Source organism: Achromobacter sp. SX5, assembly GCF_056711425.1.
The window spans coordinates 4,588,470-4,601,333 of the sequence record NZ_CM160041.1 but is presented as its reverse complement, the minus strand read 5'-3'; the positions used below and the strand labels follow the sequence as shown (position 1 = coordinate 4,601,333).

General features: G+C 66.1%; 11 protein-coding genes and 1 tRNA gene. 10 read left to right on the top strand and 2 right to left on the bottom strand.

The window, feature by feature from the left end:
- The first annotated feature begins 4 nt into the window (after positions 1 to 4).
- The 3 genes from AC1M14_RS21495 to AC1M14_RS21485 are packed head-to-tail and all read left to right on the top strand — an operon-like array spanning position 5 to position 2,599.
- Complete coding sequence (locus AC1M14_RS21495; RefSeq protein WP_479730427.1) at positions 5 to 961, top strand: carbon-nitrogen hydrolase family protein; 957 nt, start codon at positions 5 to 7, stop codon at positions 959 to 961.
- 3 nt (positions 962 to 964) lie between these two features.
- Positions 965 to 1,582, top strand: a complete 618-nt coding sequence (locus tag AC1M14_RS21490; protein ID WP_102774251.1) for a flavin reductase family protein — start codon at positions 965 to 967, stop codon at positions 1,580 to 1,582.
- Positions 1,583 to 1,633: 51 nt separating this feature from the next.
- The gene (locus AC1M14_RS21485) at positions 1,634 to 2,599 is read left to right on the top strand and encodes an OmpA family protein (RefSeq protein ID WP_479730426.1); all 966 of its coding nucleotides are present in this window, start codon (positions 1,634 to 1,636) and stop codon (positions 2,597 to 2,599) included.
- A 64-nt stretch (positions 2,600 to 2,663) separates the two neighbouring features.
- On the opposite strand, the gene AC1M14_RS21480 is transcribed toward AC1M14_RS21485, so the two are convergent.
- Positions 2,664 to 2,754 (bottom strand) — tRNA-Ser (locus AC1M14_RS21480).
- Positions 2,755 to 3,009: 255 nt separating this feature from the next.
- Between AC1M14_RS21480 and AC1M14_RS21475 the strand changes: the two genes are divergently transcribed.
- From AC1M14_RS21475 to yaaA, 3 genes are all read left to right on the top strand, one after another.
- A complete protein-coding gene (locus AC1M14_RS21475) occupies positions 3,010 to 4,218 on the top strand; it encodes a cation:proton antiporter domain-containing protein (protein ID WP_479730425.1) in 1,209 nt (402 codons plus the stop codon).
- A 103-nt stretch (positions 4,219 to 4,321) separates the two neighbouring features.
- Positions 4,322 to 5,104 (top strand): 3-hydroxybutyrate dehydrogenase, encoded by a 783-nt coding sequence (locus tag AC1M14_RS21470; RefSeq protein ID WP_479730424.1) that lies wholly within the window; start codon positions 4,322 to 4,324, stop codon positions 5,102 to 5,104.
- A gap of 16 nt (positions 5,105 to 5,120) precedes the next feature.
- Positions 5,121 to 5,891 carry a peroxide stress protein YaaA gene (gene yaaA, locus AC1M14_RS21465; RefSeq protein ID WP_479730423.1) on the top strand — a complete coding sequence of 257 codons (771 nt, stop codon included), beginning with the start codon at positions 5,121 to 5,123 and terminating at the stop codon, positions 5,889 to 5,891.
- A 15-nt stretch (positions 5,892 to 5,906) separates the two neighbouring features.
- On the opposite strand, the gene AC1M14_RS21460 is transcribed toward yaaA, so the two are convergent.
- Positions 5,907 to 8,129 (bottom strand): FUSC family protein, encoded by a 2,223-nt coding sequence (locus tag AC1M14_RS21460; protein WP_479730422.1) that lies wholly within the window; start codon positions 8,127 to 8,129, stop codon positions 5,907 to 5,909.
- A gap of 457 nt (positions 8,130 to 8,586) precedes the next feature.
- On the opposite strand from AC1M14_RS21460, the gene AC1M14_RS21455 reads away from it, so the two are divergent.
- From AC1M14_RS21455 to pssA, 4 genes are all read left to right on the top strand, one after another.
- A complete protein-coding gene (locus AC1M14_RS21455) occupies positions 8,587 to 10,302 on the top strand; it encodes an acetolactate synthase 3 catalytic subunit (RefSeq protein WP_102774256.1) in 1,716 nt (571 codons plus the stop codon).
- Positions 10,303 to 10,313: 11 nt separating this feature from the next.
- The gene (ilvN, locus tag AC1M14_RS21450) at positions 10,314 to 10,805 is read left to right on the top strand and encodes an acetolactate synthase small subunit (protein WP_102774257.1); all 492 of its coding nucleotides are present in this window, start codon (positions 10,314 to 10,316) and stop codon (positions 10,803 to 10,805) included.
- A gap of 59 nt (positions 10,806 to 10,864) precedes the next feature.
- Positions 10,865 to 11,881, top strand: a complete 1,017-nt coding sequence (gene ilvC, locus AC1M14_RS21445; protein WP_102774258.1) for a ketol-acid reductoisomerase — start codon at positions 10,865 to 10,867, stop codon at positions 11,879 to 11,881.
- A 178-nt stretch (positions 11,882 to 12,059) separates the two neighbouring features.
- On the top strand, positions 12,060 to 12,833 hold the full coding sequence (gene pssA, locus AC1M14_RS21440; RefSeq protein WP_102774259.1) for a CDP-diacylglycerol--serine O-phosphatidyltransferase: 774 nt from the start codon (positions 12,060 to 12,062) through the stop codon (positions 12,831 to 12,833).
- Positions 12,834 to 12,864: the final 31 nt, after the last annotated feature.

Here is a 12,864-nt window from a genome sequence, read left to right as displayed (position 1 = left end):
AGACATGTCCGTGCAACCCAGATTCAAGGCCGCCGTCATTCAGGCGGCGTCCATCCCCACCGACAGCCTCGCCTGCGCCCGCAAGGCGGCGGCGCTGATCCGCCAGGCGTCCGAGCAGGGCGCGCGGGTGCAGGTGTTCCCCGAAGCGTTCCTGGGCGGCTATCCCAAGGGCAACTCCTTCGGCGCGCCGATAGGCATGCGCAAGCCCGAAGGCCGCGACGCCTACGCCAGCTACCACCGCCAGGCCGTGCGCCTGGACGGCGAGGAAGTCGCGCTGATCGCGCAGGCCGCGGCCGATACCGACAGCTTCGTGGTCATGGGCTGCATCGAAGCCGACGGCGGCACGCTGTACTGCACCGTGCTGTACTTCAACGGCCAGCAGGGCCTGGCGGGCAAGCACCGCAAACTCATGCCCACGGCCGGCGAGCGCCTGGTGTGGGGATTCGGCGACGGCTCGACCCTGCCGGTGTTCGACACGCCCTACGGCAAGATCGGCGCGGTCATCTGCTGGGAAAACTACATGCCCATGCTGCGCATGTACATGTACGGCCAGGGCGTGGCGCTGTATTGCGCGCCCACCGCCGACGACCGCGACTCCTGGATTCCCAGCATGCGCCACATCGCGCTGGAAGGGCGCTGCTACGTGCTGACCTCGTGCCAGCACCTGCGCCGCGACGCCTATCCCGACGACTTCGAATGCGCGCTGGGCGACAAGCCGGACACGGTGCTGATGCGCGGCGGCAGCGCCATCATCGACCCGCTGGGCGAAGTGCTGGCCGGGCCGGACTACTCGGGCGAGACGATTCTGTACGCGGACATCGACCCCAACCAGATCCTGCGCGGCAAGTTCGATTTCGACGTCGCCGGCCACTACGCGCGGCCCGACGTCTTCCAGCTGCAGGTCGACACCCGCGCCAAGCGTCCGGTGTCGGCGCTGGACGACGGCCGGCAGGAGGCCTGACCCATGCATTTCGATTTCAGCGCCTTGCCGGCGCAGACGGTCTACAACGTGCTGACCTCGACCGTCACCCCGCGTCCGATCGCGTGGCTCACCACCATCTCCGGCAAGGGCGTGGTGAACGCGGCGCCCTTCAGCTTTTTCAACGTCATGGGGCACCAGCCGCCCACGGTGGCCATCGGGCTGATGCGCCATGCCAACGGCGAGTTCAAGGACTCCGGCGCCAACATCATCGAGAACTGCGAGTTCGTCGTGAACCTGGTGCCCGAGTCCCTGGTCCGGCAGATGAACCAGACCTGCGCCGACTATCCGCCCGAGGTGGACGAACTGGCGGCGGCCGGCCTGACCGCCAGGCCGGCCATCCACGTGCGTCCGCCCCTGATCGAAGGCAGCCCGGTGTCGTTGGAATGCGTCAGCCAGGCCACGGTCGTGACCGGCCCGCGCCAGATCGTGGTGATCGGCCGCGTGCTGGGGGCGCACGTCGACGACGCGTACGTGCGCGACGCCGCCCGCGGCCACGTGGATACGCCGGCCCTGGGGCTGATCGCGCGCATGCACGGGGGCGGCTGGTATGCTCGCTCCTCGGACCTGTTCCAACTGGCCCGGCCCACGGCGCCGGTCTGAGGAAACGCGGGTCTTCAACCCAGGATTTCGGCGCAAGGAGGCCCGGCCCCGATGGCATGTGTTGCAAGTAGCGTTCGTTGCGCCCTGCTGGGCGCGGCACTGATGGCGGCGGCGCTGCCGGGCCATGCGGCAGACGTGGCGGGCTCCAGGGACCACCCGCTGGTGGGGCGTTTCTCGGGCGCGCAGATCAACGCCTACAAACAGCTGGATTACGACGAAGCGCTGGCGCCCGACCAGGCCATCCCCAAGGAGTCCGAGGCCAAGGCCCTGGCGCTCGAAGGCAAGGTCACGCGCATCGGCTATCGCATCGACGGCGGCAAGTCGGCGCTCGAGGTCTACCGCAATTACCAGGACACCTTGCAGGCGGGCGGCTTCAAGACCGTCTTCGAGTGCAAGGGCGACGAGCAGTGCGGCGGGGATTTCCAGTCCTACGTCTTCAACAGCGGCAAAGTCAGCCCGCTCGGCCACGGCGACGCCGTCTTTGGCGGCAAGTACTACGCCATGCTTGCCAGGAAGCAGGCGCCGTCGGGCGACGTCTATGCGTTCCTGGACGTCATGCAGGACGAAGCCAACAAACGCACGCCGGTGTTCCTGCAGGTGGTCGAACTCAAGGCCATGCAGACGGGCCAGGTCGAATTGCCCGACGCGACGGCCATGCAGAAAGCGCTGACCGAGTCCGGCAGGGTCGCCGTCTATGGCGTGTATTTCGATACCGACAAGGCCGAGGTCAAGGCCGATTCCAAGGCCGCGCTGGACGAAATGGGCAAGCTGCTGCAGGCCAATCCCGCGCTCAAGGTCTACATCGTCGGCCATACCGACAACCAGGGCAGCCTGGCGCGCAATATGGACCTGTCGCAAAAGCGCGCGGACGCCGTGGCCAAGGCATTGGCCGAGTCCTACCGCATTCCCGCCGGCCGGCTGTCGGCCAGGGGCGTGGCATCGCTCGCGCCCGTGGCGTCCAACGACGCCGAGGAAGGCCGCGCCAGGAACCGGCGCGTGGAGCTGGTGAAGCAATAGGGAGAGGTGCCCGGGTCACCGACAGAAAAAAGGCCAATCCCGAGGGATTGGCCTTTTTGAATACTGGCGGAGAGGGTGGGATTCGAACCCACGGTACGGGGATACCGTACGCCTGATTTCGAGTCAGGTACATTCGACCACTCTGCCACCTCTCCTTTTCGCTATTGATGTTCCGATGACGGCGAAAGCCGGATCTTGCGATCCGCTTTTAGCGAAAGATCCCTGGTCGGAAGAATCTTCGTCGTCGAACTAGCGAAGCCCGCAATTCTACAGGATTTTTTTCGTTTGTGTAAAGGGGCCTGAAAAAAGCCCGCCACGGGGGTTTTAACTAACTACCGGCGCCGCCGTTCTTTGCCCAGAATCCCGGCAACGCCGGCGCGCCGCGCCGGTCTTTCCGCTCCCTTGCGCCCATGGATCTGATCCTCATCCTCCTGCTTGCGGCCGTGCTGTGCGTGCCCATCACCCAGCAGCTGGGGCTGGGCGCCATTCCGGGTTACCTGATCGCCGGCATCCTGGTGGGGCCGTCCTGCCTGAAGCTGGTGACCAACGTGGACACCATGATCGGGGTGTCGCAGTGGGGCGTGGTGATGATGCTGTTCATCATCGGGCTGGAACTGTCGCCCAGGCGGCTGTGGGCCATGCGCAACGAGGTGTTCGTCCTGGGCTCGCTGCAGATGCTGGTCTGCGGGCTGCTGCTGGGCGTGGTGTTCGGCGCGGCGCTGCGGCACCTGGCCGGGATGAGCTGGCAGGCGGCGGTGCTTTGCGGCCTGTCGCTGGCGCTGTCGTCCACGGCGGTGGCCCTGCGCCTGCTGGAGGAACGCGGCCTGACGCGGATGCCGCTGGGGCGGTCGGCGCTGGGGGTGCTGCTGTTCCAGGACATGGCGGCGATACCGATGCTGGTGGCGGCCGGCCTGATGGGATCGGACGGAAGCTCGGCGCCGTCGTTCAAGGAGGCGTTGATCGCCGTGGCCGTGGTCGCCGCGGCTCACCACTTGCGTCTGCTGGGCTGGGCCGCGCGCGCCCAGTTGAACGAGCTGTTCACCGCCGCGGCGCTGCTGATGGTGGTGGGCGCCGCCCAGCTGTTCGACTATGCCGGGCTGTCGGCCGGCCTGGGCGGGTTCCTGGCGGGGGTGCTGATGGCCGAGTCGCGCTACCGCGAGGAACTGGAAAAGGCCATCGACCCGTTCAAGGGCTTGCTGCTGGGCCTGTTTTTCGTGGCCATCGGCATGTCGGTGAACCTGAAAGTGGTGCAGCATCATTGGCTGTTCATCGTCGTCGGGGTCACCGCGCTGCTGCTGGTCAAGGGCGCGGTGCTGTACGGCTTCGCGCGCTTTTTGGGGCTGCCGCGCTACCACCGGCTGCTGTTCGCCGTGGCGCTGGCGCAGGGCGGCGAATTCAGCTTCGCCATCTTCAACGAAGCCTGGGACAACCATCTGGTGGACCTGGAACAGCGCGACGTGCTTTCCGTGGTGGTCGCCATCTCCATGGGCGTGGTGCCGGTGCTGATCAAGCTGCTCGAGCGCATCCCGGAAAACCGCGGCGGCATGGCCGAGCTGCCGGCCGTCCAGCCGCCCGCCGACGAGGCCGGCACGCCGCGCGATCCGCCTTCCGCGGCTTGACCCTGACGGTCTTGCGGGCATGGCATGATGGCCGACATGCGGGGCAGCTACACTTGACGCCTGCTTCGCTTTCCGCCCCATGCGAGATCACAGGAGAACGTCCATGTTCAAAGGAAAAGTCGCCCTCGTCACCGGTTCCACCAGCGGTATCGGCCTGGGCATCGCCACGGCCTTCGCCGCGCAAGGCGCCGATATCGTCCTGAATGGTTTCGGCGACGCGGCCGAGATCGAAAAAGTCCGCGCCGGCCTGGCCGAAAAACATGGCGTGAAGGTGATCTACGACGGCGCCGACCTGTCCAGGGGCGAGGCCGTGCGCGGCCTGATCGAGAACGCCGTGCGCCAGCTGGGCCGCATCGACATCCTGGTCAACAACGCCGGCATCCAGCACACCGCGCCGATCGAGGAATTCCCGGTCGAGAAATGGGACGCCATCCTGGCGCTGAACCTGTCGGCCGTGTTCCACGGCACCGCCGCCGCGCTGCCGCACATGAAGAAGCAGGGCTTCGGCCGCATCATCAACATTGCTTCGGCGCACGGCCTGGTGGCCTCGGCCTACAAGTCGGCCTACGTGGCCGCCAAGCATGGCGTGGTGGGCTTCACCAAGGTCACGGCGCTGGAGACGGCCGGCCAGGGCATTACCGCCAACGCCATCTGCCCGGGCTGGGTCCGCACCCCGCTGGTGGAAAAGCAGATCACCGCGCTGGCCGAAAAGAACGGCATCGACCAGGAAGCCGCCGCGCGCGAACTGCTGGGCGAAAAGCAGCCGTCGCTGCAATTCGTGACGCCGGAACAACTGGGCGGCACCGCCGTGTTCCTGGCCTCCGACGCCGCGGCCCAAATCACTGGAACGTCCGTCTCGGTCGATGGCGGCTGGACGGCGCGCTGAACAAAGGAAACCCGCAATGCTGTTTTTGCTTTCCCCCGCCAAGAAGCTGGACTACGACTCGCCGCTGCACATCGAGACGCATACCCAGCCGCTGTTCGTGGACCAGGCCGCCGGCCTGATCAAGGTGCTGAAGACCAAGTCGGCCGAGGACATCGCCGAGCTCATGAGCCTGAGCCCGGCGCTGTCGGAGCTGAACGTGCAGCGCTACGCCCACTGGAAGCGCAGCTTCACCCAGGCCAATTCGCGCCAGGCGGTGCTGGCCTTCAACGGCGACGTGTACGAAGGGCTGGAAGCCTCGACCCTCTCGGCCAAGCAGCTGGACTGGGCGCAGGAGCACGTCGCCATCCTGAGCGGCCTGTATGGCGTGCTGCGTCCGCTGGACCTGATGCAGCCGTACCGGCTGGAAATGGGCACGCGCCTGCAGACGCCCAAGGGCAAGAACCTGTACGAATACTGGGGCAGCGCCATCGCCGATTACCTCAACGAACGCCAGGCCGGCCAGAAGGCGCCGGTGGTGGTCAACCTGGCGTCCGAGGAATACTTCAAGTCGGTCGACCTGAAGACCCTGAAGGCGCGCGTGGTGCAGTGCGTGTTCCAGGACTGGAAAAACGGCGCCTGGAAGGTCATCAGCTTCCATGCCAAGCGCGCGCGCGGCCTGATGGCGCGCTACGCCATCCTGCACAAGGTCTCCAAGCCGGAAGGCCTGCAGGGTTTCGACCTGGAAGGCTATGCGTATGACGCCTCCGCGTCGTCGGCGGACAAGCTGCTGTTCCGGCGCAAGGCGTAATACGGGGGGCGGCGCTCAGGCCGCCACCGCCATCTGCGGCGCGTGGGCGGGATCTTCCAGCGCCTGCAGTTCCTGGCGGATCATGTGGGCGGCCTTCAGTATCTGCTTGATGGGATAGACCAGCGCGGCCTGTTCGCCTTCGGTGTCGAACTGGGTGGGCAGGTCGGCGGGCGGCTGGGCGCGGCTCTGGTCCAGCAGCCCGGCCACGCCGTTCAAGGCCCGCTGCACGGCCTCGGGCGTGGCGGGCAGGGCGGCCAGGATGGGAATGGCCGCCGTGATCTGCGAGGCCAGCACGTGGTTCTGGATCAGCAGGTTGTTCAGCTCCGGCACGTTCACCTGGTGCGACTTGGGCTCGCTCATCATCCGGTAGAAGGCTTCGGCGAAATTGCTGAACGCGATGTGCACGTTCTTGCGTCCCAGCCGCCACGCCAGGTCGGCGTCGGTCACGGCGGGCGTGTCGCCGGCGGCCGCGCCCACGGGGGCGCCGTGGGCCTGCATCGCCTCGACGTAGCGCAGGCCCGCCAGCAGGTATTCGCGGTTGGCGCGTGTGGCCGCCGTGGCCAGCGGGCGCAGGTAGCGCGCTTCCCACCAGGGCAGGATATAGCTGCAGACCAGCGCCAGCGCGCAGCCCAGCAGCGTGTCCAGCGCGCGTTCGCCGATCACCGCCATGGACACCGTGCCCGGCGAGACGAAGTGGAACACCAGCACCACGAACAGCGTATTGAAGATGGCGCTGGCCATGTAGTTGAGCTGCACCAGGCTGTTGCCCATGATGCATGCGCCCAGCAGCACGGCGAACAGGATTTCGGGCTGGTCGGTCAGGTGGAACAGCAGCAGGGCGCCCAGGCAGCCTATCAGCGTGCCCATCAGCCGCCAGCCGTTGCGCTGGCGCGTGAGCGCGAAGCCCGGCTTCATGATGATGACGATGGTCAGCATGATCCAGTAGCTGTGCGAGGAGAACGCCGGCGACAGCCAGCGGCTGGCCAGCGTCATGGCGATCGCGGCCGCCGCCGTGACCCGCAGCGCGTAGCGGAAGTGCGGCGAGTCCAGCCGCAGGTTGCTGGTCAGCAGCCCCAGGCGGAATTCCTGGCGCGAAATGAAGCGCGTGAGCGACTTGTTGATGCGCAGCACGTCGGTGGGCTTGGCGTCCGGCGAGGCGGCGGTGTGGTCGGCGAGCCGGTCGACGATGCGCGCCGAATTGCGCAGGCGGCGCAGCACCTGGATGATGAGCGCCAGCATCTCGGGCTCGCGCTCGCCCAGGCCCTGCTGCTTGAGCTGTTCGATCTCGTACTCGATGGCGCGCAGCTCGGCCTTGGCGCTGCTGCGGTACTGCACCTTGCGTCCGCGCGACACGTCCAGCGCGATGCGGTTGAGCTCCAGCGACATCTTCACCAGCGCGTCGCGCATGAACATCAGGCAGTCGTTGCCGGCCAGCGCGCGGCGCAGCGCCGCGTAGTCGGTGTGCGTGGCCACCAGCGTGTCCAGGAGCAGCAGCATGTCGACGAACATGTTCCAGATCATCACGCGCTGGCGGTCGCCCAGGCCCTTGCCGCGGGGCAGGGCGCGCAGCACCATGTCGCGCGCGGCCTGGTGCTTGTCGGTCATGACGGACTGGCGCTGGATCAGGTCGCGGTAGGCCTCGTCCAGGTCCGACGTGGTGTCGTAGAAGGCGGCGCGGGCGGCGACGTAGTCGGCGGTGGCGAACAGCGCCACCGACATGGCCTGCTGCTCTTCGCGCAGCCAGAACAGGCGCGAAAAGCCCAGGCTGAACACCAGGTAGAACAGCGCGCCGCCCAGCGTGGCCGTGGCGTGCGCCAGCACCTCGTGCGGCTGCAGCGGCGTATGCATGGTCAGCGTCATCAGCAGCAGGCCGGCGAAGCCGATCAGCCCGCCGCGCTTGCCGAACACGCTGAACATGGAATAGACGAAGCACTGCGCGATGACCGCCAGCCAGATCAGCACCGGATAGCTGGACGCCAGCCCCGTGATGACCACGGTCAGGGTGCCCAGCGCTGCGCCGCCCAGCATTTCGTTGGTGCGGTGGCGCTGCGGGCCGCCGGGCTGGTCGATGATGGCCAGGCACTGCGCGCCGAAGGTCGCCACCAGGCCCGTCGTGTAATTGCCGAACAGGCCGCCCACCACCAGCACGGGCAACAGCATCCCCACCCCCTGGCGCACCCCGCCGAAGAAGTAGTGGCTGTAGAGGAAGCGGCGGATGCTGGCGATGCGCAAATCCATGGGCGGGCTCGATTCTGGGCGACGGGATAAGTATAGAGAGACTGTGGATTTTTTCGGGGTCGGATGGTTACCGAAACTTCCACGCAACGCCGATTTGCCACCTTTGACGCAACGCGGTAAATTCCCCCACTTGCGCCGGCCCGCTATCCGAAGCCGGCGCGTTGAGGCGGATGGCCAGGGTCACCTCCCAGCCCTCCCGCAGCAGTTACACCTGCCGTTGGCCGCGCCACAAGCGTGTGTTGCCAAGGCTTCCATTTCGACCTCCAGCGTCCCCCAGGGGCGTTTGCACTGCGTTCTGTCGAGCGTGTGCCGGGTCGGCAGGGTGTCCGGGTGGCGTGGCTCCGTGAGCCGCTAAGCGCCGGATCATGTTGCCGCAGCCGGTATGGGTTCAGTTGCCGTCGTATCCGGGCGGGCAGCAGACAGGGTTTGCAGGGCCGGTTTTGAAAGGAATGACAACATGGAACTGAATGGCGCCGATATCGTCGTGCGCTGCCTGGCCGAAGAAGGCGTGGAACACGTTTTCGGCTACCCCGGCGGCGCGGTGCTCTACATCTACGACGCGATTTTCAAGCAAGACAAATTCCAGCATATTCTGGTGCGCCACGAGCAGGCTGCCGTGCACGCCGCCGATGCCTATTCGCGTTCGTCGCAAAAGGTCGGCGTCTGCATCGTGACCAGCGGCCCCGGCGTGACCAATGCCGTCACCGGCATCGCCACCGCCTACATGGACTCCATCCCGATGGTCATCATCAGCGGGCAGGTGCCCACTGCGGCCATCGGCGAAGACGCCTTCCAGGAATGCGACACCGTCGGCATCACGCGCCCCTGCGTCAAGCACAACTTCCTGGTGCGCGACGTCAAGGACCTGGCCGAGACCATGCGCCGCGCGTTCTACATCGCGCGCACCGGCCGTCCCGGCCCGGTGCTGGTGGACATCCCCAAGGACATCACCGTCGCGCAGTGCAAGTACGCGCCGCCCAAGGGCGAAATCTCGATGCGCTCCTACGCGCCCGTCAACAAGGGCCACCAGGGGCAGATCAAGAAAGCCGTGCAGATGCTGCTGTCGGCCGAGCGCCCGATGATCTACACGGGCGGCGGCGTGATCCTGTCGGACGCCGCTCCCGAACTGAACAAGCTCGTCACGCAGCTGGGCGCGCCGTGCACCAGCACCCTGATGGGGCTGGGCGGCTATCCCGCCAGCAGCGGCCAGTTCGTGGGCATGCCCGGCATGCACGGCACCTACGAAGCCAATATGGCGATGCAGCACTGCGACGTGCTGCTGGCCATCGGCGCGCGCTTCGACGACCGCGTGATCGGCAATCCCAAGCACTTCGCGCAGAACGCCCGCAAGATCATCCACATCGACATCGACCCCTCGTCGATCTCCAAGCGCGTGCGCGTGGACGTGCCGATCGTGGGCAACGTGAAGGACGTGCTGGCCGATCTCAGCACCCAGTACGACATTGCCGCGGCCGAACACAAGCCCGCCTCCATCGCCAAGTGGTGGGAGCAGGTCGAGGCCTGGCGCGGCAAGGAATGCCTGAAGTACGCCAACTCGGACGAGGTCATCAAGCCGCAGTTCGTGGTGGAAAAGCTCTGGGAAGTGACCGGCGGCGACGCCTTCGTCACCTCCGACGTGGGCCAGCACCAGATGTGGGCGGCCCAGTACTACAAGTTCGACAAGCCGCGCCGCTGGATCAATTCCGGCGGCCTGGGCACCATGGGCGTGGGCCTGCCCTACGCCATGGGCGTGCAGATGGCCAATCCGGGCAGCGACGTGGCCGTGATCACCGGCGAGGCGTCCATCCAGATGAACATCCAGGAGCTGTCGACCTGCCACCAGTACCGCCTGACGCCGAAGATCGTCTGCCTGAACAACCGCTTCCTGGGCATGGTCCGGCAGTGGCAGCAGATCGACTACGGTTCGCGCTATTCCGAGTCCTACATGGATTCGCTGCCCGATTTCGTCAAGGTGGCCGAGGCCTATGGCCACGTGGGCCTGCGCATCGAGCGCCCGGCCGACGTCGAGCCGGCGCTGCGCGAAGCGTTCAAGAAGCACAAGGACCGCCTGGTCTTCCTGGACTTCATCACCGACCGCACCGAAAACGTGTGGCCGATGGTCAAGGCCGGCCGCGGGCTGACCGAAATGCTGCTCGGCTCTGAAGACCTGTAAGGAGGCCACCCATGAAGCATGTGATTTCCGTCCTCCTCGAAAACGAACCCGGCGCGCTGTCGCGCGTGGTGGGCCTGTTTTCCGCGCGGGGCTACAACATCGAGACCCTGACCGTGGCGCCCACCGAGGACGCCACCCTGTCGCGCATGACCATCGTGACCACCGGGTCCGACGAGATCATCGAGCAGATCACCAAGCACCTGAACCGCCTGGTGGACGTGGTCAAGGTCGTCGACCTGACCGAGGGCGCGCACATCGAACGCGAGCTGATGCTGGTGAAAGTGCGGGCCGTCGGCAAGGAGCGCGAGGAAATGAAGCGCATGGCGGACATCTTCCGCGGCCGCATCATCGACGTGACCGACAAGTCCTACACCATCGAACTGACGGGGGTGCAGGAAAAAGTACAGGCCTTCCTGGAGGCCCTGGACCGCAGTGCCATCCTGGAAACCGTGCGCACCGGCGTGTCCGGCATCGGACGCGGCGAACGGATTCTGAAGCTTTGACCGCCGCACCCTACATCTGAACTGAAAAAATCCAAAATACTGGAATCTGGAGCACAACCATGAAAGTTTTCTACGACAAAGACTGCGATCTCTCCCTCATCAAAGGCAAGACCGTCGCCATCATCGGCTACGGTTCGCAAGGCCATGCGCACGCGCAGAACCTGCATGACTCGGGCGTGAAGGTCGTGGTCGGCCTGCGCAAGGGCGGCGCCTCGTGGAACAAGGCCGCCAACGCCGGCCTGGAAGTCAAGGAAGTCGCCGAAGCCGTCAAGTCGGCCGACATCGTCATGATGCTGCTGCCCGACGAGAACATCGCCGCCGTCTACAACAAGGAAGTGCACGCCAACATCAAGGCCGGCGCCGCGCTGGCCTTCGCCCACGGCTTCAACGTGCACTATGGCCAGGTCGTGCCGCGCGAAGACATCGACGTCATCATGATCGCGCCGAAGGCGCCGGGCCACACCGTGCGCAACACCTACAAGCAGGGCGGCGGCGTGCCGCACCTGGTGGCCGTGTACCAGGACAAGTCGGGCGCCGCGCGCGACGTGGCCCTGTCGTACGCCAGCGCCAACGGCGGCGGCCGCGCCGGCATCATCGAAACCAACTTCCGCGAAGAAACCGAAACCGACCTGTTCGGCGAACAGGCCGTGCTGTGCGGCGGCACCGTCGAACTGATCAAGGCCGGTTTCGACACGCTGGTGGAAGCCGGCTACGCGCCCGAAATGGCCTACTTCGAGTGCCTGCACGAGCTGAAGCTGATCGTCGACCTGATCTACGAAGGCGGCATCGCCAACATGAACTACTCGATCTCGAACAACGCCGAATTCGGCGAATACGAGACCGGCCCGAAGATCGTCACCGACGAGACCCGCAAGGCCATGCGCCAGTGCCTGACGGACATCCAGACCGGCGAATACGCCAAGAAGTTCATCCTGGAAAACGCCGCCGGCGCCCCGACGCTGACCTCGCGCCGCCGCATCAACGCGGAATCGCAGATCGAAGTGGTGGGCGGCAAGCTGCGCGCCATGATGCCCTGGATCGCCGCCAACAAGCTGGTGGACAAGTCCAAGAACTGATCCCTTTGCGGCGCGGGGCCCGTTCCCCGCGCAATCAGGGTCAAAACGGCATGCCCGCAGGGGCATGCCTTTTTTTTCGGGTATTCGACTGGCTAATGCCGGGCACGCCGCTTGCGGCGGCCCGCAAGCGGGGCCAGATGGGTTAACCTTTGAAAGTCCGTTGTAAGTTATTGAGACCATGCCCAATTTTTCCATGCGCGATTCCGAGAATCGCCACCGAAGCATCTACCTGCTGCCCAACGCGTTCACCACCGCGGCGTTGTTCGCGGGGTTCTACGCCGTCGTGCAGGCCATGAACGATCGCTTCGAAGTCGCCGCCATCGCCATTTTCGTCGCCATGGTGCTGGACGGCATGGACGGCCGCGTGGCGCGGCTGACCAACACGCAGTCGGCCTTCGGCGAGCAATACGACTCGCTGTCCGACATGACCTCGTTCGGCGTGGCCCCGGCGCTGGTGATGTACGAATGGATCCTGAACGACCTGGGCCGCTGGGGCTGGCTGGCCGCCTTCGTCTACGTGTCGGGCGCGGCGCTGCGCCTGGCGCGCTTCAACACCAATATCGCCGTGGTCGACAAACGCTATTTCCAGGGCCTGCCCAGCCCGGCCGCGGCCGCGCTGGTGGCCGGCTTCGTCTGGCTGGCGGTGGACAACAAGCTGCCCATCCACGACAGCCTGATGGCCTGGGTGGCGTTCACGCTGACCATGTACGCCGGCATCACCATGGTGTCGAACGCGCCGTTCTTCAGCGGCAAGAGCTTCGCGCTGGGCCGCAGCGTGCCGTTCTGGGGCATCCTGCTGGTGGTGGCGGTCTTCGTGTTCGTCTCCAGCGATCCCCCGGTCGTGCTGTTCGGCCTGTTCGTGCTCTACGGCCTGTCGGGCTGGATCACCTGGGCCTGGCGCTGGAACCGGGCGCGGCGCCTGACGCAGGAACGCCGCAACCATACTTCCTGACCGCCGCCCGCCCGTAAACACAAAACCCGCC